This window comes from Actinoplanes sp. NPDC051346, assembly GCF_040682215.1.
GTDB lineage: Bacteria > Actinomycetota > Actinomycetes > Mycobacteriales > Micromonosporaceae > Actinoplanes.
In genome coordinates this window covers 51556-74601 of record NZ_JBFBAJ010000014.1, presented here as the reverse complement: position 1 = coordinate 74601, position 23046 = coordinate 51556, and the positions used below count along the sequence as shown (strand labels likewise).

Here is a 23046-nt window from a genome sequence, read left to right as displayed (position 1 = left end):
CCCGCCGCCCAGCGGCTGTCAGCGCGGTCCCCGCCGCTCGACGGCTGTCAGTGCGGTCCCCGCCGCTCGACGGCTGTCAGTGCAGCATCACCGGTGCGGCGCGGTCGCCGCCCTCCTGGTCGTCGAGCAGGTGAGAGGTCTCACGCTTGCGCGGCAGGAAGAACGCCGGGATGAACGTCGACAGCACCAGCGCGAAGCCCACCCAGAACGTCGTGCTGAACGAGTCGGCGACGAATTCCAACCCGCGGTCGAGAACCGCGCGATCGACCGGGAACATCTGCGCCAGCTCCGGCTTGTGCTGCACGGCGATCGCCAGGCCGGCCTCGGTGATCGGTTCCTTCGTGGTCGGGTCGACGGCGCCCGGGATGGCGGCGGAGTCGTTGAGGTTGCTGGTGAGGATCACCGACATGAGCGCCGAGCCGACCGAGCCCGCGATCTGCTGGAGGATGTTCAGCAGCGTGGAGCCGCGCGCCACCTCGTGGTTGGTGAGCGTCTTCAGCGCGGAGGTCATGATCGGCATCATCGTGCCGCCCATGCCGAGACCCATGACGAACAGCGACCCGCACAGCAGCACGTACGACGTGTTGGTGTCGACCTGGGTGAAGCCGAAGAACCCGACGGCGAGCAGGATCAGCGCGAACGGCACCGTACGCCCGACCGGGATCTTGTCGGCCAGCATGCCGGCGATCGGCATGGTGACCATCGCCCCGATGCCCTGCGGCGCCATCAGCAGGCCGGCGTCGAGCGTCGACTCGCCGCGTACCTGCAGGAAGTAGCTGGGGAACAGCAACCCGGCGCCCATGAACGCGACCATGAAGACCGCCATCGTGATGGAGGCGACGCTGAGGTTGCGGTTGCGCAGTAGCCGCAGGTCGAGCAGCGGATGCTGCGGCTTGAACGAGTAGATGATGAAACCGATGACGAGCAGCCCGCCGCCCAGCATGGGCCCCCACACCTCGGGATCGGACATCGTGCCCGCCTCGGGCAGCTTGGAGACGCCGTAGAGGAAGCTGGCGAGACCCGGCGAGAGCATCAACATGCCGAGGAAGTCGAACGACTCGGACGGCTCCGGCGCGTCCTTGGGCAGTGCCCACGCCGAGTAGGCGAGCGCGATCGCGCCGATCGGCAGGTTGATCAGGAAGATCCACTGCCAGCTCGCCACGTCGATGAGCCAGCCGCCCAGGATCGGGCCGCCGATCGGGCCGAGCAGCATCGGGATGCCCAACACCGCCATGAGCCGACCGATCCGGTCGGGCCCGGCCGCCCGCGTCATGATCGTCATGCCGAGCGGCATCAGCATGCCACCGCCGAGGCCCTGCAGCACCCGGTAGCCGATGAGCTCGTTGATCGAGTCCGCGGTGGCACACAACCCGGAGCCGAGCGTGAACAGCAGCAGCGCGACCATGTAGAGCCGCTTCGTGCCGAAGCGGTCGGCGGCCCATCCGGTCAGCGGGATCACGGTGGCCAGGGCCAGCGTGTATCCGGTCATCGTCCAAGCGACCTTGGCGTACGTGGCGTGGAACTCGGTCTGGAAGGTGGGCAGTGCCACGCTGACCACGGTCACGTCGAGGATAGACATGATCGCGCCGAGGACGATCACCCCGGCGACCTTCAGAACGGCGGCGTCGAGCTTGTCGGGCACCGCGGGTTGACTGCTCACAGCGATCTCCTGGTGTGGCCGGTCGGGGTCCCTGCCATTGTCAGGGCTGGAGGATCGCCCATGGTCACGGTCTCGAGAACGCGTGACGGGGCCCACCTCCGGGGGCCACCATGCAACCTCCCGACGATCACCGCAAACTCATTTGTCGCACGAGCATCACAGGGCTCACCGATCACACCGGCCTGACCTCGGTCCACACCATGAGGACACGTCGAATGCCGGTAGCCCGTGAGACGGCCGCCACAGCGCCATCGACAGCGGTGGCGATGACAACGGCCATCGGTCGGTACCGTTTTCGATGGAACCGGTTGCGCGTTGCCGCGGTGGCATCGGCAACCCCGCAACAGGTGGTCGGGAGGTCACTGTGGCGGCATTCGGGCAGCGGGTCCGCGCGTTGCGGACCGAACGCGGGTGGTCCCTGGGTGAGCTGGCTGCCTCCGTGCCGTGCGACAAGGGGCATCTGTCGCGGATCGAGAACGGTGGGCGTCGCCCCACGGCGGAGCTGGCTCGGCGCATCGATGAGGTGCTGGGCGCGCGGGGTGACATCGTGGCGGCGGCTCACCTGGATGCGGTCGCCGCGGACGATGCGCGGCCGTGGGAGACGGCTGAGTTGTTGCGGCGGGTGCAGGCGAACGACGCGGCACCCGCGACCGTCGAGGCGCTGCACGCCACCGTTGTCGAGCTGTGTTGCCAGTACGCCACCCGGCCGGCCGCCGAGTTGCGGGTGGAAGGCCACGGATGGATGCGCGAGGTCGCCCGGCTGTTGCACCGGCCCACCGGGCTCGCGGCGCATCGGGAGCTGTTGGTGGCGGCCGGTTGGCTGGCCCTGCTCGTGGGGTGCGTCGAGTACGACCTGGGCATGCGGGCCGGCGCCGAGGCGACCCGGACTGCCGCGCGGCAGTTGGGTGACGAGGCAGGCCATCCGGAGATCGTCGCGTGGGCGCAGGAGGTGGCCGCTTGGTTCGCGTTGACGCAGTCGCGCTACCGGGATGTGCTGACGGCCGCGCAAGCCGGACAGGCCGTCGCGCCGGGTGGGTCGGCGGCCGTGCAGTTGGCCGGGCAGGAGGCGAAGGCGCTCGCTCGCCTCGGGGATGTCGCCGGGGTGCGGGACGCGCTGGGCCGGGGCCGGGCCTTGCTGGAGAGGATGCCGGGGCCGGAGCGGCCGGATCACCACTTCGTGGTGGACCCCGACAAATGGGATTTCTATGCCATGGACGCCTACCGGCTGGCGGGGGACGACGAGCGGGCAGCACGGCATGCCCGGACGGTGCTGACGGCCGGTGCCGGGCCGGACGGCGAGAGGGCGCCCATGCGGATGGCCGAGGCGCGGTTGACGCTGGCCGCAGTCGCGGCTCGCGCCGGAGATCTGGAGCAGGCGGTGACGACCGGGGTAGGCGCGTTGGGCGCGGGCCGGAAGTCGTTGCCGTCCCTGCTGATGGTGGCCGGTGAGCTGGATGTCGAGCTGCACCGGCGGTTCCCGGGAGAGGCCGCCGCCGACGACTTCCGCCAAGCGTTGCGCGAGGTCAGGTGACGGGCCCGGTCAGGGCGGCGGTGAGCATGCGGTGCAGCTTGGCGGCCCGGGCCGGGTGGCGGTGCGAGACCCAGGCGACCCGACCGGCGAAGGTACGCGGGAAAGTCGGCGTGCCCGTCGCGGTTCGCCGCGTCCGGCCCCCACCGGGCGGCGTCGTGCAGGACGGCCCGGAGTCGGTCGTAGTCCTCGCGGGAGGCGGCCGGCCGCTCGTTGACCACCAGGCCCGCCAGGCGCTGCCGGTCGCCCCGGCCGCGGACGCGGGTCTTGGTCGGATGCACGCGGAACCCCTCGTCGGCGGTGCGGAACAGGCCGTAGATCCGTGGGGCGGTGATCGAGCTGAAGAACGCCCTCAGGTCGATGCGGATGACGAGTCGTTGCCCCGCGTGGGGCGCGGCGAAGGTGTGCACGCCGCGGCCGGGGACGAACCCGTGCGCGCGGGAGTGGATCGGAAGGCGCCCGAGGAGGTCGTCGAGGAGCCGGCGCTGCAGGGCCCGCAGGCGGGGCTTCGGCGCCTCGATGAGCCGGTGGGGGAGCCAGGTGTAGCGGGGTAGTGCCTGAGCCGTTCGTCACGGGCGTGGCGGTTGAGGTGCCGGCGGTCGGCGTACCAGTCGAGGTGGTCGCCGTCGACGTCGAGGAAGTCGGCGAGCGCGGCGAGGTCGTCGATGCGGGGGGTGTCCCAGCGCATGCGGACGACGCGGACCGCGGTGGCCCGGCGCAGGCGGATGGGGTGGCGGCGCACGAGGGCGCTGTGGGCCAGGAAGGCGCCGAGCTCGCGGGGGGCGGTCGCTGGGGGCGGCACGGTACGCCAGCAGCACCGCGAGCACCGCGCGGCGCAGCCACGGCGGCCGGCTGCCGAGCACGGCCGTGCCTGTCCGCAGCAGGGGGCCGGACCGCCACCGGCTCGTGAGGAAGGCGTCGGCGAGAGCGGCGGACACCCGTACCGGTGGAACAGTGTGTCCCGACGGTGCCCGGTCGTGCCTGCGCTGTCTCGCGCGGAGCGCGGCGGCGCGCCGGCGATGCGCTGCGTGGCTCAATTTCTCGCCCCCGGGGGTGCCCCGGAGAGACCGTCGGCGAACCGGCGGCCAGCTCAGGACACACTGCCACCGGGTGGCCGAGTGTAGAGGGTCGGTGGTCCAAGAGGAGGCTCTCGATCCGCTTGAACCACCGACACCTTTACCGCTACCCGCTCGTCGCCGGGCTAATCACGGGTGAGAGAAGTGGTGGGAGAAGGTCCGAGAGGACGCTGATGCCGTCCGCGCTGAGCACGGATTCCGGATGGAACTGCACGCCGGCGAAGCCGTCGCCGCGCAGCGCGTGGACGGTGCCGTCGGCGTCAGCGGCGATCTCCACGCCCGGTATTTCGGCGGCCAGGGCCGTGAAGCTGGAGTAGAAGCCGACCCGCCGGCGGGCGCCGAACAGGTCGATGTCGCGGGCCAGGCCCTGGTACGGCGCCCGCCTGCGGCGAAGCGGGAGGCCCAGGGCCGCGGACAGGAGCTGGTGACCCAGGCACACTCCCAGCAGTGGCCGCCGGTCGGCGAGCGCGCCGGCGACGACGGCGCGCAGGGCGTTCATCCGGTCGTCGTCCGCCGCGGGATCGCCGGGGCCCGGCCCCACGATCAGCAGGTCGGCCGCCGGGACGACGGGCACCGTCCACGGCAGCACGGTGACCGTCAGGCCCAGCGCCCGCAGCTGGTGGGCCAGCATCGCGGTGAACGCGTCCTCGGCATTGATGATCACGGCGCTGCGGCCGTCGAGCGCCGGGATCGTGAGGGCACCCGGGGTCCGCTGGTCGAGCCAGAAGCGGGCGAGGCTGTCGTTGCGGGACGCCAGTGCCGCCTGGATCGCGGGTTCGTCGGGCTCGGGGCGTACGGTCGGCGTGCGGGGCCGGGTCGCGCCGAGCGCGGCGAGCACGCCCGCGGCTTTGGCGTGGGTCTCCGCGATCTCGCCCGCCGGGGTCGAGTGCCGCACGAGGGTGGCGCCGACCGGCACCCGCAGCGCGCCCGACGGTGAAATTTCCGCGGTGCGGATGAGGATCGGCGCGTCCAGCGTCTGCCGGCCCTCGTCGTCGTGCCCGAGCAGGGCCAGCACGCCGGCGTAGTAGCCGCGGCCCCGGCGTTCGTGCCGGGCGATCACCCGGCAGGCGTTCGCCACCGGGCTGCCGGTCACGGTCGGCGCGAACATGGTCTCGCGGAGCACGTCGCGCGCGTCCCGAGAGCCGCGGCCGGCGAGCAGGTATTCGGTGTGGGAGAGATGCGCCATCCGCTTCAGGTACGGCCCGACGACCTGTCCGCCGTGCTCGGCGACGACGGCCATCATCTTGAGTTCCTCGTCGAGCACCATGGCGAGTTCCTCGGTCTCCTTGGGATCGGCCAGGAACTCGGCGAGGCCGCGCTCGCCGTCGTGGCGGAAGGTGCCGCTGATCGGGTTCATCATGGTCAGGCCGTCGTCGACGCTGACGTGGCGCTCGGGGGTGGCGCCGACGAGCGTCCGGGTGCCGGTGTGCACCAGGAACGTCCAGTACGCGCCGTGTTCGCCGGTGAGCAGATTGCGGAAGGCGGCCCGGGCGGTCTCGAGCGGGTCGCCGTCGACGGTCGCCTCGAAGACCCGGTGGATGACGAAGTTGGCGCCCTCGCCGCGCCCGATCTCGTCCCTCAGGACCGTCTCGACGACCTTGCCGTACTCCTCGTCGGAGAGGTCGAAGCCCGGCCCGGTCAGGCGCGGGGGCGTCGTGGGCAGGGAGGCGATCATGTCGGCCGTCGCGACGGTGTGAGCCGTGCGGATCCGCAGGCATTCCAGGGGAGTGCCGTCGTCCACGCAGGCGAAGCCCCGTTCGGCGATCTGCCGGTAGGGGATGAGGGCGAGCGTTCGCGGTCCGCTTCCGGCGGGCAGCGGGATGTCGGCGAGGGTGGGCACGGTGACGACGTCGCCGCGGAGGACCTCGACGTGGTCGGCGCCGTTGCGGTGCAGCAGGGCGGAGGGTTCCATGGGTTCCTCGATCGGCTCGGGGCCGTCCGGCGAGGACATCCGGTCATGCGACGGTCGCCTCGTCGGAGGCGGCCGCGGTGGTGGGTTACGCGCGGGAGGGTGTGGCCGCCGGGTCGGCGGGCCACCACATGCTCAATCGCGCGTGCATGGCTGAGGAGCTTACGGGCGGTCGCGGTAGCAGCGCCACCCCGTGGGGTCCGTGTCGTCGTCGCGGGTGGCGTAGGCGCCGGTGCCGTAGCGCCAGCCGCACATCGCGTTCATGGCGATCGGCACCGGGTCCCGGTGCGCGCGCCCGCAGGACCAGGAGCCGCCCGTGAGGAAGGCGAGGGTGGATCTTCCGACGGTCTCCCGGCAGTAGGACGTCAGCAGCCGCGGCAGCCCGCCCGCCTCGGTCGGGCCGAGCAGCGCCGGTGCCGGCACCGAGGACGACACCGAGGCGGACGGGCTGGCCTTGCGGGCCTGGGCAACCGACCGCACGGGCCGCCGGGACGCCGGCTGGTTGGTCTCCGTCGGCGGTTGCGGGATCGAGACGGCCGGCAACGGTACGGAGGCCTGCGGCGTACCGACATCCTGCAGGAGCACCAGGGGGACCGTGGCGGCCAGCGTCAGCAGCGCGGCAGCGACCACCGCCCAGGGCCATCTGCGCGGCCGGATCGGTGGCGCCGCCCGGTGCCGGCCCCGCACCCGCACGCGCACGATTGACGCCCCCTCCTGACCGGTCCGCCGGTTACCGGTCGGAAACATGACCCACCGTATGCGGGCCTCGGTGCGGTGACGTCGGTCGCGACGGTCGGGTAGGTCGGCCGTTCGGGTGGTCGCGGGCCGGCCGGCCGTACCGTACCGGGTATGGATTGAGTATGGCTACTCACGGTCATCGTCTCGCCGCCCGACAGACTGATCGGGCAGCTCAGCCCCCGTTGACTTGGAGAATGTCGTGACCGCTCAGCCGTCCTCTGCCAAACCCACCGCCGCCTTCATCGGCGCCTCCTGGGCCGCCCTGTTCCTCGGCGTCCTCTGCTACGCGGTTGGGCTGTGGAACGCCGAGATGACCAAGAGCGAGAAGGGCTTCTATGCCGCGGTGCTCGTTCTGGGGCTGTTCGCCGCCGTGTCCCTGCAGAAGTCGGTGCGCGACCGCGCGGAGGGTCTGCCGGTGTCGGCGCTCTACCTCGGGCTGTCGTGGGCGACGGTCGGCCTCGGCATCGTGATGCTGGTGGTCGGCCTCTGGAACAGCGGGATGCAGCTCAGTGAGAAGGGCTTCTACGGCCTCGCGTTCGGCATGACGCTGTTCGCCGCCGTCGCCGTGCAGAAGAACGTGCGGGACATGCTTCAGTACCGGGCTCCGTCGCACGCCGCGCCCCAGACGACGGCCTACATCGCGCCGCCCGTCACCCACTGAGTCAGGCGGCCTCGTACGCGCTGCGCACCGCCCCGCGGGCCCACCGCATCCGGCCGAGCGCGCAGTCGGGGTGCTCGCCGAACTCCTGGGCCACCAGGGCGGCGCAGCCCCGCTCGCCGAGGCGGTCGACCGTGGCGTCGACGGCGGCCCGGATGAGCTCGGGTGACGGGTGCTGAGAGATCTGCAGGTCGGAGACGAACAGTGCCTCGGTACGGAGGTCGTCGGCTTCCAGAGCGGTCATCAGGTCCTCCTGCCGTGCGGTCGCGGACGGGCGTCTGCCTCCAGGACACCCGGATGGGGCTGCATCCGCGCTGCACGGGAGTTGCCATGCGGTTGCGGCGAGCGGCAGTCGCAGAGCGGACCAAACGGATATCGTGCTGATAACGAGCGAAACGCATGGGGGGAACCGTGACGGTTGTTCTGGTCGCCGACGACGACGCCGACATCCGTGACCTCGTCGCGTTCAAACTCGAACAGGCCGGCCTCGAGGTGATCGCGGTCGAGGACGGCCAGGCCGCCGTGGAGCAGGCGCGGGCCCGGCGGCCCACGCTGGCCGTCCTGGACGTGTCGATGCCCGCCCTGTCCGGTATCGACGTGTGCCGGATGCTGCGCGCCGATCCCGCCACCTCCGGGATGCTGATCATCATGCTCACCGCCCGCGTCCAGGAGCAGGACGTCGAGGGCGGGTTCAGCGCCGGCGCCGACGACTATGTCACCAAACCCTTCAGCCCGCGGGAGCTCGTGACGCGGATTCAGGCATTGTTGAGCCGGACCCGGGCCTGACGGGGCCGCCGCCCATGCCCCGGGAACGGACCGTCGGGCGCCTGCTGACGAGAGCGTTCGGCGTGCTGGCGGCGCTGATCGTGTGCACCGGCGTGGCCGAGACCACCGCCCTGGTCATGCAGCACCGGGTCGTCGACGAACTCTCCACCCGCGTCCAGCCCCTGCAACTGGCCAATGCCGCTCTCAGCAGCGCTCTCGCCGACGGCCAGCGCGGTCTGCGGGGCTATCTGCTCACCGGCGACAGCCAGTCGCTCGACGCCTACCGCGTCGCGCGCGGCGAGTTCGAGCAGGTCGCGGGCACGCTGCAGACGTTGGCCCGGGAGACCGAGAAGCCGGCCGTGGCCCGGCAGCTCGCCAAGGCCGGCGACTGGTGGGCGCTCGCCGAGCGACAACGGCAGACTCCGCTGCGCAGTTCCGAAGCGGCCGCCTACCTGGCCCAGGGCAGGCCCCTCTACCAGGCGTTCGACGCCGAAAACCGGGAATTCGACGACGAGCTGGCCGCCCGCGCCGCGGACCTGCGCGATCGCAGCTCCACCCTCAGCATCGTGACCACCGCCGTCGTGGTGGCCCTCACCCTGCTGGCGGCGATCACCGCCGTCCTCGCGGCGACGCTGATCGTCCGGGGCATCACCCGTCCGCTGGCCCGGGTGGTGTCCGTCATCGACCGGCGCCGGTCCGGCGAGCTGCACCTGCGCGCCGACGCGACCGCGGGGCCCGTCGAGATTCGGGCGGTCGCCCAGGCGATCAACGAGATGGCCGAGGAGGGCGACCGCATCCGCGGCGCGGAGAAGGACATCGCGGGGCTGCGGGTCGAGGTTCGGCGGCTCGGCGACCGCATCCGAGCACATCTCAAGGTCGCGGACGCGATCGGTGAGGCCGTACGGGGCCTCGCCGAGATCTTCCGCGCCGACCACGTGCTGGCGCGGATGGCAGCTGGACAGAGCGGCCTGCCGCCGCTGGTGAGCCTGCGCGACGAGCACGCCGGCGGGGTCCTCGAGGAACTCGCCGGATGCGACGTCTCCTGGCTGGCCAGCGGCGACGTCTGGACCGACGACGAGCGGGCGACGGCCGGTCAGACGGCGCCGCCCGAGCGGGAACGGCGGGCCTGGGCCGTGGTCGGCGACGGCCCGGTCCTGACCGTTGCGGTCAGCGTCGGCGACGAGCGCCTGGGTGCCCTCACCCTCATCCGCGACGGCGGGCCCGCCTGGACCCCGATCGACGTACGGCTGGTCGAGGGGGTCGCCGCCGACCTGGGCCGCGGCGTGCACCACGCCCGCCTGTTCGAGCGGGAGCAGCAGCTGGTGGCCCGGCTCAAGGAGCTGGACACGGCGAAGACGGATTTCATGTCGACCGTCTCGCACGAGCTGCGTACGCCGCTGACCAGCATCGCCGGCTATCTGGAGCTGTTGCTCGACGCGGAGGCCGGCGAACTGGGCCCGCCGCAGCGCAAGATGCTCGAAGTCATCGGGCGCAACACCCGCAGGCTGCGGGAGCTGATCGAGGACATCCTCATCCTGTCCAAGATCGAGTCGGGTTCGTTCCGCCCGTCGCGCCGACCGGTGGACCTGGGTGGCCACGCCGAGAGCGCGGTCGCCCAGCTGGCGTCGGCCGCGGCGAAGGGCGAGGTCGAGCTGCGGGCCGAGGTGGACCGGCCGCTCGAGCTGACCGCGGACCCGGACCAGCTCGACCGCGTCCTGACGAACCTGCTGTCCAACGCGGTCAAGTTCACCCCGGCCCACGGCACGGTCACCCTGATCGCCCGCCGCGAGGACGACGACGTGTGCGTGTCCGTGTCGGACACCGGCATGGGCATCCCACTCGGCGAGCAGGAGGGGCTGTTCTCCCGGTTCTTCCGGGCCAGCAACGCCGTCCACCAGGCGATCCCCGGCACGGGCCTGGGGCTGGCGATCGTACACACGATCGTCGCGAACCACGGTGGGCGCATCTCGGTGGAGTCCGTCGAGGGCTCCGGCACCACCGTCACCGTCCGGCTGCCCGCCGGGTGAGGGCCGATGCCCGCCGGGTGAGGGCGATGCCCGCCGGGTGAGGGCCGATGCCCGCCGGGTGAGGGCGATGCCCGCCGGGTGAGGGCGATGCCCGCCGGGTGAGGGCGATGCCCGCCAGGTGAGGGCGATGCCCGCGACGGCCGTCCCCGCCGGATCCCGACCGGCGGGGACGGCCGTGCTCGCGGGGCTCAGACGATGCCGACCAGCTCGTAGGCCCGCCGGATCGCCGCCATCTTCGCGTCGCGCTGCGGACCGCCGCCGAAGTACGTCGCCGCCACGTCCACGACCGACCGCAACGCCTGGGTGAAGGTGGCGAGCGGGACCAGCCGGGCCATGCCCAGATAGGTCAGCACCGCCACGTCCTGGACGGAGAACACGCGCGACCCGCCCTCCTCCATGGTCAGCAGGTTGTGCACCGCCTTGTTGTGGATGTTGCTGTTCGTGTGCACCCAACCCGAGTCGTTGCGCTGCGGATGGGGCAGCTCGCCCGGACGCAGACGCTTGAAGTCGCGCATGTGCGCCGGGTCGCCGAGCCGGGTGGGGTCGGCGAAGTCGCGCAGCGGCAGGCCGTCCCCGCCCAGACCCGCGCCGATCTCCCAGTTCCAGGTGCTGACGTCCTCGCGGTCGGGCGCGGTGTACCAGTTGCTGATGATGACGCCCGCGATGTCGGCGAAGGACTCGTTCAGGGCGCCGGACTGGGTCGCGTACACGAGGTTCGAGGTCGTCTCGATCACGCCGTGGGTCAGCTCGTGGCCGATCACGTCCAGGAAGCGGGAGAGGCTCACCAGCCGGCCCTGGTCGTCGCGGATCTGGCCGTACCACATGCGGCCCTGCGACCAGAATGCGTTCTTGAGCTCCGGCGGCGTGCCGAACCCGGACGCGGTGGTGTTGACGATCGAGACGAGCGTCATGCCCTGCCCGTCGATGCCCTCACGCTGGAGAACCGACTTGTAGAAGTCCTGCACCCGGGAGGCGTTGAGATGCGCGGAGACCGCGGCCCGGTTGGTGATGCCGTAGTCGCTCGACTTGGCGAGCACCGCCCGCTGCGGCAGCGGCGGGTCGTCGAAGATGTCGGCGAACTCGATGTCGTAGGTGCGGACGTTGCGCAGCGGGTCGTCCAACTGGCAGCTGGCGCCGTCGGCCTCCAGGCGGCCGAAGAAGGTCTGCTGCGTCTCGTTCTCGTCGATGCCCATGCACTTGGTCGGCGGCGGGATCGGCGAGCCGGTGGCGATCGCGCTGTAGCAGAAGACGATCTTGCCGTCGTGGGCGTCGACGAGGTAGTTGACGCTCTCCCGTACCGGCCTCGGGCCGAGGCCGTGTCCCCGCACGGCCACCGGGTCGGGCTCGTCCGGCATGGGCGGCGTGACCGGCAGCGCCTTGAAGAACCACACCAGGTGCCACTCCCCGGACTCGTCCTCCTTGTAGTACATGAGCCTGGCGGTGACGCCGGCCTCGGCCGGGATCGTCGTGCCGGTCCACTCGGCCACCCGGTCCAGCGCCTCGGCGCGGCTGAGCGTCTCCACCGGATCGACGCCCGTGACCTCGTCCAGCTGGGCGGTCACGCTCACCAGGTCGCGGTCGCCGGTCAGCTCGACCACGGCGCCCGCGCCGAAGACCGGGATGCTCTGGTGCGTCTGGGTGAAGCGGACCTGACTCGTACCCACGGCCGGCAGGTCCTCGTCCCGCTTGACGACGAGGCCCGGCACCCGTTCGGGCCGCTCGGGCGCCACCACCGACTGCATCGCCGGGCGCTCGTCGCGGCGGAGCAGCTCGTCCAGGTAGAACCGGGCGGCCGCTTCGTTGCTGGTGAACATCGGCCCCGCCGACGCGGCGGTGTCGGGATCGGCGGCCGCGGGGCCGAACGAGGCGGGCGTGCGCGAGCCCGCGTCCCGCTCGGTGTCCAGGTCCTCGGCGGCGCTGTAGTGGAATTCCTGCAAGGGGACAGCCATGCGAACCACTCCTCGTCTCGTCCTGCCGTTCAGCAGACGCCCGAGAAGCCGCGCGCACCATGGTCTCGTCGTGCGGCGGACAGCGCGAATAGCCGATCATCCGCCGGATGAGCGTACGGATGGATGACCTTCTGTTACTGCTGGTAAGTCTCGAGGAAGCGGCGCAGTCGGTCGGTCGCGTCGTCGAGCACGTCGACCGGCGCCAGGAAGACCATCCGGAGGTGGTCCGGAGTGGGCAGGTTGAAGCCCGTGCCGTGGGAGAGCAGCATGAGCTGCTGCTCCAGCAGATCGATGATCAGCCGCTGGTCGTCATGGATCTTGTAGACCTCGGGATCGAGCCGGGCGAAGAGATACAGCGCGCCGTCCGGCTTGACGCAGTCGACGCCCGGGATCTCGGTCATCTTGCGCCAGGCGTGCTCGCGCTGCTCGTGCAGGCGGCCACCGGGACGGATGAGCGTGGTGATGCTCTGGAAGCCGCCCAGGGCGGTCTGCACCGCGTGCTGCGCCGGCACGTTCGGGCAGAGCCGCATGTTAGCGAGCAGCTGCAGACCCTCGAGGTACTCGGTCGCGTGGGTCGTGGGCCCGCTCACCGCCATCCAACCCGACCGGAAACCCGCCGCCCGGTACGTCTTCGACAGCCCGCCCATGGTGAGCACGAGCAGGTCCGGGGCGAGCGCCGCCGCGCAGAGGTGCCGAGCGTCGTCATAGACGATCTTGTCGTAGATCTCGTCGGAGAGCACGAGCAACCCGTGCCGCCGGGCGATCTCGAGCAGGCCCAGCAGGGTCTCCCGCGAGTAGACCGCGCCGGTCGGGTTGTTCGGATTGATGATCACCAGCGCCCGGGTCCGGGGGGTGATGCTCGCGGCCACGTGCTCCAGGTCCGGCTGCCAGCCCTGCGCCGGGTCGCAGCGGTAGTGCACCGGCTGCCCGCCGCACAGCGTGACCGCACCGGTCCAGAGCGGGTAGTCGGGGCTCGGCACGAGCACCTCGTCGCCGGTGTTGAGCAGCGCCTGCAGGGACATCACGATGAGCTCGGAGACGCCGTTGCCCAGGAACACGTCGTCGGGCTGGACGTGCTCGACGCCGAGGGTCTGGTAGTACTGCGCGACCGCGACCCGGGCCGAGTAGATGCCGCGGGCGTCGCTGTAGCCCTCGGCGGACGGCAGGTTGTGCACCATGTCGGCGACGATCGCCTCGGGCGTGTTCAGGCCCCAGGGCGCGGGATTGCCGAGGTTCAGCTTGAGGATGCGGTGGCCCGCGTTCTCCAGCTCCTGCGCGCGCCGCAGCACCGGGCCGCGGATGTCGTACCGGACATTCTTCAGCCTGCTCGCCTGGAAAAACATACGATCGAGCCTAGGCCCCGCCCGGCGTGAGCCGCGTCATGGGCGCTTGATTCCCGGCTCATCCGCGCCGACTGGGGTAATCGTGCGAGCAAAGTTCAGACGATTCGTCCCGGTCCTCGCCGCGCTCCTCGGCTGCGGCGCCGGCTTCCTCCTGCTGCGTAACGTGGCGACCAGCGCGTTCGACGGGCTGGAAGCGCGCCAGGTGGCGCAGGACGCCGACCGGATGCGCATCGGCCTGGACACCCAGGCCCGGCTGCTCGCCACCTTCGGGTCCACCAACGCTGTCTGGGACAACACCTACCAGGACGTGGCGAAGGAGGACGCGGAGACCTTCGCCGAGGACTTCTACTACGACCCCGCCGACACCGGGGGCAACTACGACGCTGTCCTCGGCGTCAGCCGTGACGGCCGGCTGGTGGCCGGCGGCACCCTTGGCGTGGACGGCTTCGGGAGGCCGGCGGCGCAGCTCATCGACCCCACTGTGCTCAGCCGCCTCTACGACCCCGAGGGAGAGGCCGGCAGCGCCCGCTGCGGAGTCGTCGCCGCCGACACGATGTACCTGTTCTGCGGCCTACCGGTGTACCCGAGCAGCGGCGAGGGCCGGTCCGCCGGTGGCCTGGTGCTGGTGCAGCGGCTCAGTGCGGAACGCATGAGCGTGTTCAGCAAGGACATCAACCTGCCCACGGCCGTCGCTGACCAGCCGCGTGGCACCACGGTCACCCAGTCGCTGACGAGCCTCGTCGGCGCCCTCGACGTGGGAACCACCGTGCTGAACGCGGACAGCATCGCGCTGCACGCGAGCATCGCCACCGTCGACGGCAAGAGACTCGTCCTCGAATCGGTGCAGGGCCGCCCGATCCACGCCGCCGCCACCAGCACCGCGGTCCGGCTGTTCGCCTTCATCGCGGTCGCCACCCTGCTGATCCTGGTGCTCGTGGTCTGGTCGGGCCGGCGGGCGGTGAGCCGCCGGGTGCGCCCGCTGCGGCAGACCACCGAGCAGATCGTCGCCTCGGGCGACTACGAGCTGCGGGTCGCGACCACCGGCAACGACGACATCGCCGCGCTGGGTCGCACGATCGACGCCATGCTCGACACCATCGCCGGTCGGGACCGCCTGCTGGAAACCGAGCAGCGGCAACGCCGGGAGGAGTTGGAGAGGACCCACGAGCGGCAGAGCGCGGCCGAGCGAGAGACGCGGGAGCGGGCCCGGGAACTCGTCGACGAGACGTCGGCCTTCGTCGCCCGGCAACTGGCCGACGTGTCCGAGCGGGCCGTGACCGTCGGCGTGGCGGCCGGGCGGATCGACGAACGTGTCCGCGACGCCCGGATCGCGGCGAACCGCCTGCTGGAGAACAACACCGAGGCCAGTCAGGCCGTCGGGACGCTGCACGAGAGCCTGCGCCGGGTCGACGAGGTCGCCAGGTTCATCGGCGGAGTCGCCAAACAGACCAACCTGCTGGCCCTCAACGCCACCATCGAGGCGGCCCGCGCCGGCGAGGCCGGCCGGGGCTTCGCCGTGGTGGCCAACGAGGTCAAGAACCTGGCCGGCACCACGGCCGAATCGACCGAGACGATCAGCGCGACGCTCGGCGAGCTGAACCAGCACGTGACGGCGGTCGTGGAGATCATGACCGCGATGAGCGACACGATCGCGACGATCGACGACACCACGGCGAACGCCCAGGAGATGACCATCGAGCAGGAGGCCGTCGTCGCCGACCTCACCACCCGGGTGGCGGATGCCGGAGAGCGCCTCGAGGCCCTGGCCTCCCGCCACTGACCGCCGCAGGCCGCGGAACTACTTCAGCTGGGCGAATCCCTCGGCCGTACGCGCGGGAACGAACTCCGTCACGGCGTAGTCGGCGAGGCCGCGCTGGTGGAACGGATCCGTCGCGAGGCGGCTGTCGAGGTCTTCGCGGGAGAGTTGGCGGGCCAGGATCACGCCGCCGACCCGGGGGACCCGTGGACCCGAGGCGAGGAACACCCCGTCCGCGTACTGCTGATCCAGCCACGCGATGTGGTCCTGGAGCGCATCGTCGATCTGGGCGAGGTCGGTTCGGTAGGTCAGTATCACGACGAACATTTCATGATCGTATTCCGCCGGTGCTCCGTTCCCGCCACGGGACGGCCGCTGGACAGCTCTGGCTACGCTGCCGCGGGTCATGCTCCCGCGCGTGCCGTCCTCGACCGGCTTTCCTGGTGCGACGGGCTCGCGCGCCGATTGCTACGGAGAGCCGAGATGACCACCCCCACCGCCCCGAAGGCCGACAGCCGCGACATGTACGTCGTGCACAGTGCGTTCCGGCGCGAGTTCCCGGCCGCGCCCGCCCTGGTGCGCGCCGTGCCCGCGGGTGACGCCGCGGCCGTCGCCCGGGTCGCCGACCACGTCGCGCTGATCACCGAACTGCTGAACCATCACCACCAGGGTGAGGACGACCTGGTCTGGCCGAAGCTGCTGGACCGCGCCCCGGCCGAGGTCGCACCCCTGGTCGAGACCATGCGGCGGCAGCATCACGCGTTGCACGGGGCACTGGCCGAGGTGGACACCCGAGCCGCCGCGTGGCGCGCCGCCGCGGACGCGACCTCCCGGGAGGCTCTCGCGGCGGCGCTCGAGGCGATGATCCCGCCGATGGTGGAGCATCTGGACACAGAGGAGGAACACCTGCTGCCGCTGATCGACAAGCACCTCACCGCCGGGGAGTGGGCCCAGGTCGGTGAGGCGGGCATGAAGAAGACGCCGAAGAGCAAACTGCCGGTGATCTTCGGCATGGTGGTCCGGGACGGAGCGCCCGAGCACGTCGCGACGCTGAAGGCGGTGATGCCCCCGCCGGTCTGGTTCGTGTTGTCCCGGATCGGCCCGCGCGCTTTCGATCGCTATTCCCGGCGGGTCGCCGGCTAGGGACCTGTCCTGCCGCGATGCCTCAGGCGAGGTCGGCGGCGAACAGTTCCGTGCCCGGGAGGGGTTCGGTGGTCGCGGCGGCGACCGTGAACCAGAAGATGCTGCCGCCTCCGGGGTTCGGGTCCACGCCGATCTCGCCGCCGTGCAGCGCGACGATGCGCCGGCACACGGCCAGGCCGAGGCCGATGCCGGGGAAGCCCTCGGCGGCCGGGGCGCGGTGGAAGGGCGCGAAGATACGGTCGCGCTGCTCCTCGGGTACGCCGATGCCGCGGTCCGACACCTCGATGCGCCACCAGCCGGGAGCGTGCTCGCGAGCGCCGATGGTGATCCGGGGTGCCGTGTCGTGCCGGACGAAGCGCAGGGCGTTGTCGACCAGGTGGCCCACCACCTCGCCGAGGAGGTGGGCGTCCACCATCACGGCGGGAAGGTCGTCGACCTCGATGCCGGGCCGTCGGTCGCCGGCCCGGTCGAGGCGGCCCGCGACGACGCCGAGCGTCAGCCCGGTCGCGTCGATCGCCTCGGGCTTGAGTGCGGTGTCGGTCGCCGACGTGTACGCGATCAGCTCGTCGACCGTGCTAAGCATGCGGCGGGTGCTGGTGCCGATCCGCTCGAGGAACCCGCGCGACGCCTGGTCGAGCTGCGGTGCGGCGTCCTCCACCAGCATCTCGGTGACGCTCGCGATCGTGTGCAGCGGTGCATGCAGGTGTTCGCCGGCCGCCGCGGCGAAGCCGGACAGCTCGGCCTCGCGCTCACGCAGCGCGTCCTCGGCGGTGAGCAGCGCGTCCTCGGTGGCGAGGAACTGCTGGCGGGCGGATTGCTCGACGGCGAGGAGCCGTTCCCGGGCGGACTCCTCGGTGGCGCGGATCTGGTCGCGGGCGGATTCACCGGCGGCTCGTGCCCGGTCCTCCGCGGCTCGGGCCCGGTCCTGGGCCGCCTGGGCCCGGTCGTGCGCCGCCTGGGCCCGGTCGTGCGCGGCGGCGGCGTCGGCGGCCTCGCGGCGGGCGGCCGCCTGGGCCCGCTTGCGGCCCGCCTCGGCGGTGAGCAACCCGGCAGCGGCGAGCAGGCTGATGACGGTCGCGCCGAGCATGGCCAGCGGTGCCGCGGGGGTACGTGCGGCGCCGACCAGGGCGGCGGTCGGGCGGACGAGGACGTGCCACACCGTCCCGGCGACGACCACGTCGACGGTGTCCCGCAGGGCACCCGCCGGGCTGCCGTCCCCGGTCCACCGGGCGATCTCGTGGGTGCCCCCGTCGGCCGTGGTCTCGGTGACGACGGCGGCCACGCCGGTGACGTCCGCCGCGCGCAGCGACTGCCGGAGCAGCTCGGGTGCGCGGACGGCGACCACGACCCAGCCGCGGAATCCGGCGCCGTACACGGGTGCGACAAGATCGAAGGCGGCCGGTTGTCCCGCCGCCGGCAGTCCACGGTCGGACGGTAGGACGTGCACCGGGCCGGCCACCAGGCGGCCGTTGTCCCGGGCCAGGCGCATGGTCTCGGCCAGGCGCGGCTCCGGATCGAGCGTGACGCGCGGGGGCGGCGTGCTGCCGTCGACGGTGTGCTGAGCCAGAATCCCGCCGGCGGCGTTCGTGACGACGACCTGGTGCGCGCCGGCGAGCCGGGAGCCGGCGATGCGCGCCACGGTGGAGGGCAGGGTGGCGGCGGGCTGGGTGGCGGCGGCCGTGGCGATGTCGTGCATCGTGTCGGCGTACCGTTGGAAAGCGGTGTCTAGGGCGGTGCGCACGCTGGCGCTGCGCAGGGTGAGTGCCGCGGCCGTGGCGTCGCGTTCGGCGGCGGCGATTCCGGCGGTGGCGGCCGCGCCGGTGCCCAGGCCGAGGGTGAGCGTCGCGGCGGCGAGGGCCGTACCGCGCGGGCCGACTGCCCGGAGCCACCTGGTGAACGTCACGTTGCCTCTATCGGACGCGGTCGGGGGCGGATTGAGCTGTGGCGACGCGGTTGCAGCTTTGCTCCCATCGCCGTCCCCCGGTCCGCTCCCGTTCCAGGCGCATCCGGGGCCGAGCATGGCCGGCGCGGGCGCGCTTTGCTCGGGGTTCGCCGCGAGGGAAGCTCACAAAACGGATATGTTGGGCAGGTGAGGGTCCGGTTCGACCATCCGGGGGGACGATGAGCACCATTCTCCTCGTCGAGGACGATCCGGATATTCGTCACCTGGTGTCGTACCGTCTCGGCAAGGGCGGCCTGGACGTCATCGCCGTGCCGGACGGGATCTCCGCGCTCCGCGAGGTCCGGACGCGCCCGCCCGACCTGGTGCTGCTCGACGTCCGCATGCCGCGCATGTCCGGCATCGAGGTCTGCCGCGAGCTGCGCGCCGGCCCGCTGCCCGCCGACGTGCCGATCATCATGCTCACCGCCCGGTCGCGCCCCCAGGACCTCGAGCAGGGGTACGCGGCCGGCGCCACCGACTACGTCGTGAAACCGTTCAGCCCGCGGGAACTGCTCGAACGCGTGGAGGCGGCGCTGGCGCGGGTGGCCCGGTGATGCTCGCCCTGTTCACGGCCCTCATCGCGATCCTCGCCGTCGTCGTCGCGGTGACCGCGGCCGGCATCATCGTCGTGCGCGTGACGCGCCGGGTCCGGGAGGCCAAGCGCACCCGGCTTGCCGCCGCGCCCCGCAAGGCGCTGCTCGCCTTCGTGGCCGACAACGGCGAAGAGGGCGGCGACGACCTCGTCGCCATCCCCGACGACGCCTGGCGCGCCGCCGAACCGCACGCCCTGGCGCTGCTCGGCAAGCTCCGCGGCGAGGCCCACCTCGGCCTGGTCTCCGTCTTCCTGCGCCGGGGCACCGCACGCGCCGCCCTCGGGCAGCTGCGCTCCCGGAGCCCGATCAAGCGGGCCCGGGCCGCCCAGGTCCTCGGCGATCTGGAGGTGCGCCGGGCCGTACCCGACCTGTGTCAGCTGCTCACCGACCGGCGCGGCGAGGTGCGCGTGGTCGCCGTACGCGCGCTCGGCCGCATCGGTGACCCGGCAGCGGCCTGGCGCATCATCTCCAGCCTGGACCAGCCGGACCCGATCCCGGCGCTGCTGGCCAGCCACACCCTGGCCCAGCTCGGCCTGGGGGCCGAGGTCACCCTCTCCGCCGCGCTGGACCACCCGCAGGCCCGGGTGCGCGCGGTCTGCCTCGACGCGCTCGGCCTGCTGGGCGCCACCGGCTCGGTGGATCGCGTCTCCCGGATCCTGCGCGAGGACACCCACCTCGACGTACGGGTAGCCGCCGCCGTCAACCTCGGCAAACTGGGTACGCGCAGCGCCCTCGAACCGCTGACCCACGCGCTGCGCGAATCCCGGCCCACCGCCCTGCGCGCCGCCGCCGCCCGGGCGCTCGGTGACGTCGGCGCACCGGCCGCGGTCCCGACCCTGGTGAACCTGCTCGGCGACGACGCGTTCCAGGTCGCCCACGAGGCCGCGCACGCGTTGCGCCGCATCGGCCCCGCCGGCCTCGAGGCCCTGCGGGACGTCGTCACGGCGGAACAGTCGCGGGCCGAGGCGGGCGGCGCGGGCGCGCACGCCCAGCGCTCGACGGCGGCGTGCCACGCCGAGGAGGCACTGGCGCTGGCCGGAGTGCTGAGCGACGAGCGGGTCGGAGCCGCCCGGTGACGGAGGTGGTACGCGACGCGCTGCACTACACCGACCTGGCGATCTTCGTCTATTTCATCGCGCTCAACAGCAGCTATCTGGGGCTTATCGTGCTGGCCGGCCTCGAGTTCGCCAAGCACCTGCGCCGCATCCCGTTCGCCGGTGCCGACGACATGTTCCGCAGCCCGCTGACCCTGCCGGTGTCGGTGATCGTGCCCGCACACAACGAGGGCGCCGGCATCGTCGCCGCGGTCCAGGCGATGACCGCGCTGCGCTACCCACGCTACGAGGTCGTGGTCGTCGACGACGGCTCCTCCGACGACACCTTCGAGCGGCTCCGGGCGCACTTCGATCTCGTGGCCGTGCCGCGGGTCGTGCCGTCCGAGGTGCCGTACCGGTCGCAGGTGCTGTCCGTGCACGTCGCCCGCGCCGACCCGGAGACGCTGACCGTCGTCCGCAAGACCAACGGCGGCAAGGCGGACGCGCTGAACGTCGGCATCAACCTGTCCCGGCACCCGCTCGTCTGCATGGTCGACGCCGACTCGGTGCTCGACCCCGACGCGCTGCTGTCGGTGGCCAAGCCCTTCGGAGACGACCCGCTGCGCGTCGCCGCCTGCGGCGGGGTGGTCCGGATCGCCAACGGCTGCAAGGTGGTCGGCGGGCGCGTCGTGGACGTCCGCATGCCGCGGTCCTGGCTGCTGCGCGTGCAGGTGGTCGAATACCTGCGGGCGTTCCTCATGGGCCGCACCGGCTGGTCGCGACTCGGTGGCCTGGTGGTCATCTCCGGGGCGTTCGGCCTCTTCCGCCGCGACCTCGTGGTCCGCGTCGGCGGCATGGACCCGGACACCATCGGCGAGGACGCCGAACTCGTCGTCCGCCTGCACCACCACCTCCGGCAGGCCAAGGAGGACTACCGCGTCATCTTCGTCGCCGAGCCGGTCAGCTGGAGCGAGGCGCCGTCCCGCCTCGAGGTGCTGGGCCGACAGCGGCGTCGCTGGCATCGCGGCATCGCGGAGATCCTCGCCAAGCATCGCGGCATGATCGGCAATCCCCGCTACGGGCGCATCGGCCTCGTCGCCCTGCCCTACTACGTCGTGTTCGAGCTGCTCGCGCCGTTCATCGAACTGGCGGCCGTGGTGCTGCTGCCGCTGGGCCTGTGGGCCGACGCGATCGACGTCGCGTTCGCCTGGCGGTTCGTGCTGGTCGCGTACGGCTATGGCCTGCTGGTCAGCCTCACGTCACTGTTCATCGAGGAAGTCTCGTTCCACCGCTATCCCCGCTGGTCGGACGTGGCCCGCGGGGTCGCCGCGGCGGTCATCGAAAACTTCGGCTACCGGCAACTGCTCGCCTTCTGGCAGGTCGCGGGCGTGCTCAGCGCCTGGCGAGGCCACACGGCGGTCTGGGGCACGATGCACCGCGAGGGCTTCGGCGGCGAGGTCGACTCACCCGAGATGGTCGGCGCCAGCCGGAGCTGAGGGCGGCTCCCGATCGGACACCGCCGCGGCGTGCTGCTCCGGGCCGGTCCGCGGATGCCGCAGCCCGGGATGATCGTCGGGCAGGTCGCGCCGGATCACCCACCAGCTCACCGCCAGGCACGCGGCGATCAGCGGCCAGGTCAGCACGGCCCGCGCCACCCCGAGCGCGACCACGGCCTGCGCGGCCCACAGCGGCACGAAGACCACCAGCCGCACCACATACTGCAAAACCCAGATCCAACTGCCCCTCTGGTACGCCCGGAGCAGAGCAGGATCGTGCCGCCACCGCGTCTTCTGCCCCAGCACCGCACCGACGACCAGGCCCAGCAGTGGCCAGCGAACCACAATGCTGACCGCCCACAGCAACGCACTGGCGGCATTGCTGACGATCTGCAGCAGGAAGAAATCCTCGGCACGCCCGGTACGCAACGCGACCAGCGCCGCGACGCAGACACCGAGCAGTCCGACGAGCACGGCCCGGGGACGGTCGCCATGCCGCAGCCGCACCCCGGCGACGATGATGGCCGCCACGAACGCGGCCGCCGCACCGGCCCAGACGGACCGCCCACCGGCCAGCCAGCCGGCAACGAAGACAACGGGCGGCACGGTCGCGTCGATGGCGGCCCGGCGCCCGCCCAGCACCTCGGCCAGCGACTCCGGTTCCGCCACGCCCCACCCCGCTCTCGAAGTTAGGACAGCCTACCTTCCGCTCCGCCGCCAGCCCACGGGCCGCCGGTCAGCGCCGCGTGGTGGGGGTCGGTCAGGCGGGGTTCGAGCCCTTGTTCCATCACGGATTCCGGGCCGCGGCGGGTGAATGCCATCGTCGTCGCGGCCAGGAGGGCGACGCCGAGCAGCCAGCCGGCGATCACGTCACTCGTGTAGTGCACGCCGAGGACGACGCGGCTCACCCCGGTCAGCACGGCCACCACGATCGCGCCCGCCCAGAGGATCCAGCGGTGGCGCACCACCGGGAGCAGCACGAGCACGAACACCCCGGCGGCGAGGGTCGCGTTCAGGGCATGTCCCGAGGGGAACGAGAAACCGGCTGCCCGCGCGACCGGTTCGAGCAGATCGGGACGGTGGCGTCCGACGAGCAGTTTCAGCACCGCCCCGAGTACGCCGCCAACCGCCATGGTGGTCACCACCCAGAGCGCCAACCGCCGTGCATGCCGGCGCAGCAGCCAGATCACCAACAGCAGAGTGGCGAACCGCAACGGGAACGGGGCGAAGATGGTGGTCCACCAGTACGTCGTATCGACCCAGCCCGGATGTGCCAACGCCCACCCGTGCAACGCGCCGGTGACCTCGGCGTCCGCCTCGCGCAGCGGCGCCCAGTCGCCCACCACGAACACGGCGAGCAGCGCGAACGGCACCAGCAGGCCGATCGCGAGCAGGGCGGCGGTGGTGAGCCGCGGGCCGAGTCTCATGC

At 72.0% G+C, this 23046-nt stretch carries 20 protein-coding genes; 9 read left to right on the top strand and 11 right to left on the bottom strand.

What is annotated here, in order from left to right; genetic code table 11:
- Positions 1-76: 76 nt before the first annotated feature.
- The gene (locus AB0M36_RS29940; RefSeq protein ID WP_364164109.1) at positions 77-1660 is read right to left on the bottom strand and encodes a DHA2 family efflux MFS transporter permease subunit; all 1584 of its coding nucleotides are present in this window, start codon (positions 1658-1660) and stop codon (positions 77-79) included.
- 364 nt (positions 1661-2024) lie between these two features.
- On the opposite strand from AB0M36_RS29940, the gene AB0M36_RS29935 reads away from it, so the two are divergent.
- A complete protein-coding gene (locus AB0M36_RS29935; protein WP_364164106.1) occupies positions 2025-3191 on the top strand; it encodes a helix-turn-helix transcriptional regulator in 1167 nt (388 codons plus the stop codon).
- 349 nt (positions 3192-3540) lie between these two features.
- On the opposite strand, the gene AB0M36_RS29930 is transcribed toward AB0M36_RS29935, so the two are convergent.
- From AB0M36_RS29930 to AB0M36_RS29920, 3 genes are all read right to left on the bottom strand, one after another.
- On the bottom strand, positions 3541-3990 hold the full coding sequence (locus AB0M36_RS29930) for a hypothetical protein (RefSeq protein ID WP_364164103.1): 450 nt from the start codon (positions 3988-3990) through the stop codon (positions 3541-3543).
- Positions 3991-4370: 380 nt separating this feature from the next.
- Positions 4371-6215 (bottom strand): anthranilate synthase family protein, encoded by a 1845-nt coding sequence (locus tag AB0M36_RS29925; protein WP_364164101.1) that lies wholly within the window; start codon positions 6213-6215, stop codon positions 4371-4373.
- Between the two features lie 120 nt (positions 6216-6335).
- Positions 6336-6872, bottom strand: a complete 537-nt coding sequence (locus tag AB0M36_RS29920; protein ID WP_364164098.1) for a hypothetical protein — start codon at positions 6870-6872, stop codon at positions 6336-6338.
- A 238-nt stretch (positions 6873-7110) separates the two neighbouring features.
- On the opposite strand from AB0M36_RS29920, the gene yiaA reads away from it, so the two are divergent.
- A complete protein-coding gene (yiaA, locus tag AB0M36_RS29915) occupies positions 7111-7572 on the top strand; it encodes an inner membrane protein YiaA (protein ID WP_364164095.1) in 462 nt (153 codons plus the stop codon).
- A gap of 1 nt (position 7573) precedes the next feature.
- Here the strand turns inward: yiaA and AB0M36_RS29910 are convergent, their stop codons facing one another.
- Positions 7574-7813, bottom strand: coding sequence for a hypothetical protein (locus tag AB0M36_RS29910; RefSeq protein WP_364164092.1), 240 nt, complete (start codon positions 7811-7813; stop codon positions 7574-7576).
- Positions 7814-7980: 167 nt separating this feature from the next.
- Between AB0M36_RS29910 and AB0M36_RS29905 the strand changes: the two genes are divergently transcribed.
- Complete coding sequence (locus AB0M36_RS29905) at positions 7981-8355, top strand: response regulator (RefSeq protein WP_364164504.1); 375 nt, start codon at positions 7981-7983, stop codon at positions 8353-8355.
- Positions 8356-8369: 14 nt separating this feature from the next.
- Positions 8370-10361, top strand: coding sequence for an ATP-binding protein (locus AB0M36_RS29900; protein ID WP_364164090.1), 1992 nt, complete (start codon positions 8370-8372; stop codon positions 10359-10361).
- Between the two features lie 188 nt (positions 10362-10549).
- Here AB0M36_RS29900 and AB0M36_RS29895 read toward each other — a convergent pair whose 3' ends face one another.
- Both AB0M36_RS29895 and AB0M36_RS29890 read right to left on the bottom strand, forming a co-directional pair.
- A complete protein-coding gene (locus tag AB0M36_RS29895) occupies positions 10550-12310 on the bottom strand; it encodes a M4 family metallopeptidase (RefSeq protein WP_364164087.1) in 1761 nt (586 codons plus the stop codon).
- A gap of 134 nt (positions 12311-12444) precedes the next feature.
- On the bottom strand, positions 12445-13653 hold the full coding sequence (locus AB0M36_RS29890; protein ID WP_364164084.1) for a pyridoxal phosphate-dependent aminotransferase: 1209 nt from the start codon (positions 13651-13653) through the stop codon (positions 12445-12447).
- A gap of 82 nt (positions 13654-13735) precedes the next feature.
- On the opposite strand from AB0M36_RS29890, the gene AB0M36_RS29885 reads away from it, so the two are divergent.
- Positions 13736-15433, top strand: a complete 1698-nt coding sequence (locus tag AB0M36_RS29885) for a methyl-accepting chemotaxis protein (protein ID WP_364164081.1) — start codon at positions 13736-13738, stop codon at positions 15431-15433.
- 18 nt (positions 15434-15451) lie between these two features.
- Here the strand turns inward: AB0M36_RS29885 and AB0M36_RS29880 are convergent, their stop codons facing one another.
- Positions 15452-15736, bottom strand: a complete 285-nt coding sequence (locus AB0M36_RS29880) for a YciI family protein (protein WP_364164078.1) — start codon at positions 15734-15736, stop codon at positions 15452-15454.
- A 156-nt stretch (positions 15737-15892) separates the two neighbouring features.
- Here AB0M36_RS29880 and AB0M36_RS29875 point away from each other — a divergent pair, with 156 nt between their 5' ends.
- The gene (locus tag AB0M36_RS29875; RefSeq protein WP_364164075.1) at positions 15893-16552 is read left to right on the top strand and encodes a hemerythrin domain-containing protein; all 660 of its coding nucleotides are present in this window, start codon (positions 15893-15895) and stop codon (positions 16550-16552) included.
- A gap of 22 nt (positions 16553-16574) precedes the next feature.
- On the opposite strand, the gene AB0M36_RS29870 is transcribed toward AB0M36_RS29875, so the two are convergent.
- Positions 16575-18455 carry an ATP-binding protein gene (locus tag AB0M36_RS29870; RefSeq protein ID WP_364164072.1) on the bottom strand — a complete coding sequence of 627 codons (1881 nt, stop codon included), beginning with the start codon at positions 18453-18455 and terminating at the stop codon, positions 16575-16577.
- A gap of 218 nt (positions 18456-18673) precedes the next feature.
- On the opposite strand from AB0M36_RS29870, the gene AB0M36_RS29865 reads away from it, so the two are divergent.
- The 3 genes from AB0M36_RS29865 to AB0M36_RS29855 are packed head-to-tail and all read left to right on the top strand — an operon-like array spanning position 18674 to position 21617.
- Positions 18674-19048, top strand: a complete 375-nt coding sequence (locus tag AB0M36_RS29865; RefSeq protein ID WP_364164069.1) for a response regulator — start codon at positions 18674-18676, stop codon at positions 19046-19048.
- Positions 19048-20163: a HEAT repeat domain-containing protein gene (locus tag AB0M36_RS29860; RefSeq protein WP_364164502.1), complete on the top strand. Its 1116-nt coding sequence runs from the start codon at positions 19048-19050 to the stop codon at positions 20161-20163. The genes AB0M36_RS29865 and AB0M36_RS29860 overlap by 1 nt, the downstream gene beginning before the upstream one ends.
- Positions 20160-21617 carry a glycosyltransferase gene (locus AB0M36_RS29855; RefSeq protein WP_364164066.1) on the top strand — a complete coding sequence of 486 codons (1458 nt, stop codon included), beginning with the start codon at positions 20160-20162 and terminating at the stop codon, positions 21615-21617. The genes AB0M36_RS29860 and AB0M36_RS29855 overlap by 4 nt, the downstream gene beginning before the upstream one ends.
- Here AB0M36_RS29855 and AB0M36_RS29850 read toward each other — a convergent pair.
- Positions 21585-22286, bottom strand: a complete 702-nt coding sequence (locus tag AB0M36_RS29850) for a DUF3159 domain-containing protein (RefSeq protein ID WP_364164063.1) — start codon at positions 22284-22286, stop codon at positions 21585-21587. The genes AB0M36_RS29855 and AB0M36_RS29850 overlap by 33 nt on opposite strands.
- Before the next feature lie 20 nt (positions 22287-22306).
- Positions 22307-23044 (bottom strand): phosphatase PAP2 family protein, encoded by a 738-nt coding sequence (locus AB0M36_RS29845; protein WP_364164061.1) that lies wholly within the window; start codon positions 23042-23044, stop codon positions 22307-22309.
- Positions 23045-23046 lie beyond the last annotated feature (2 nt).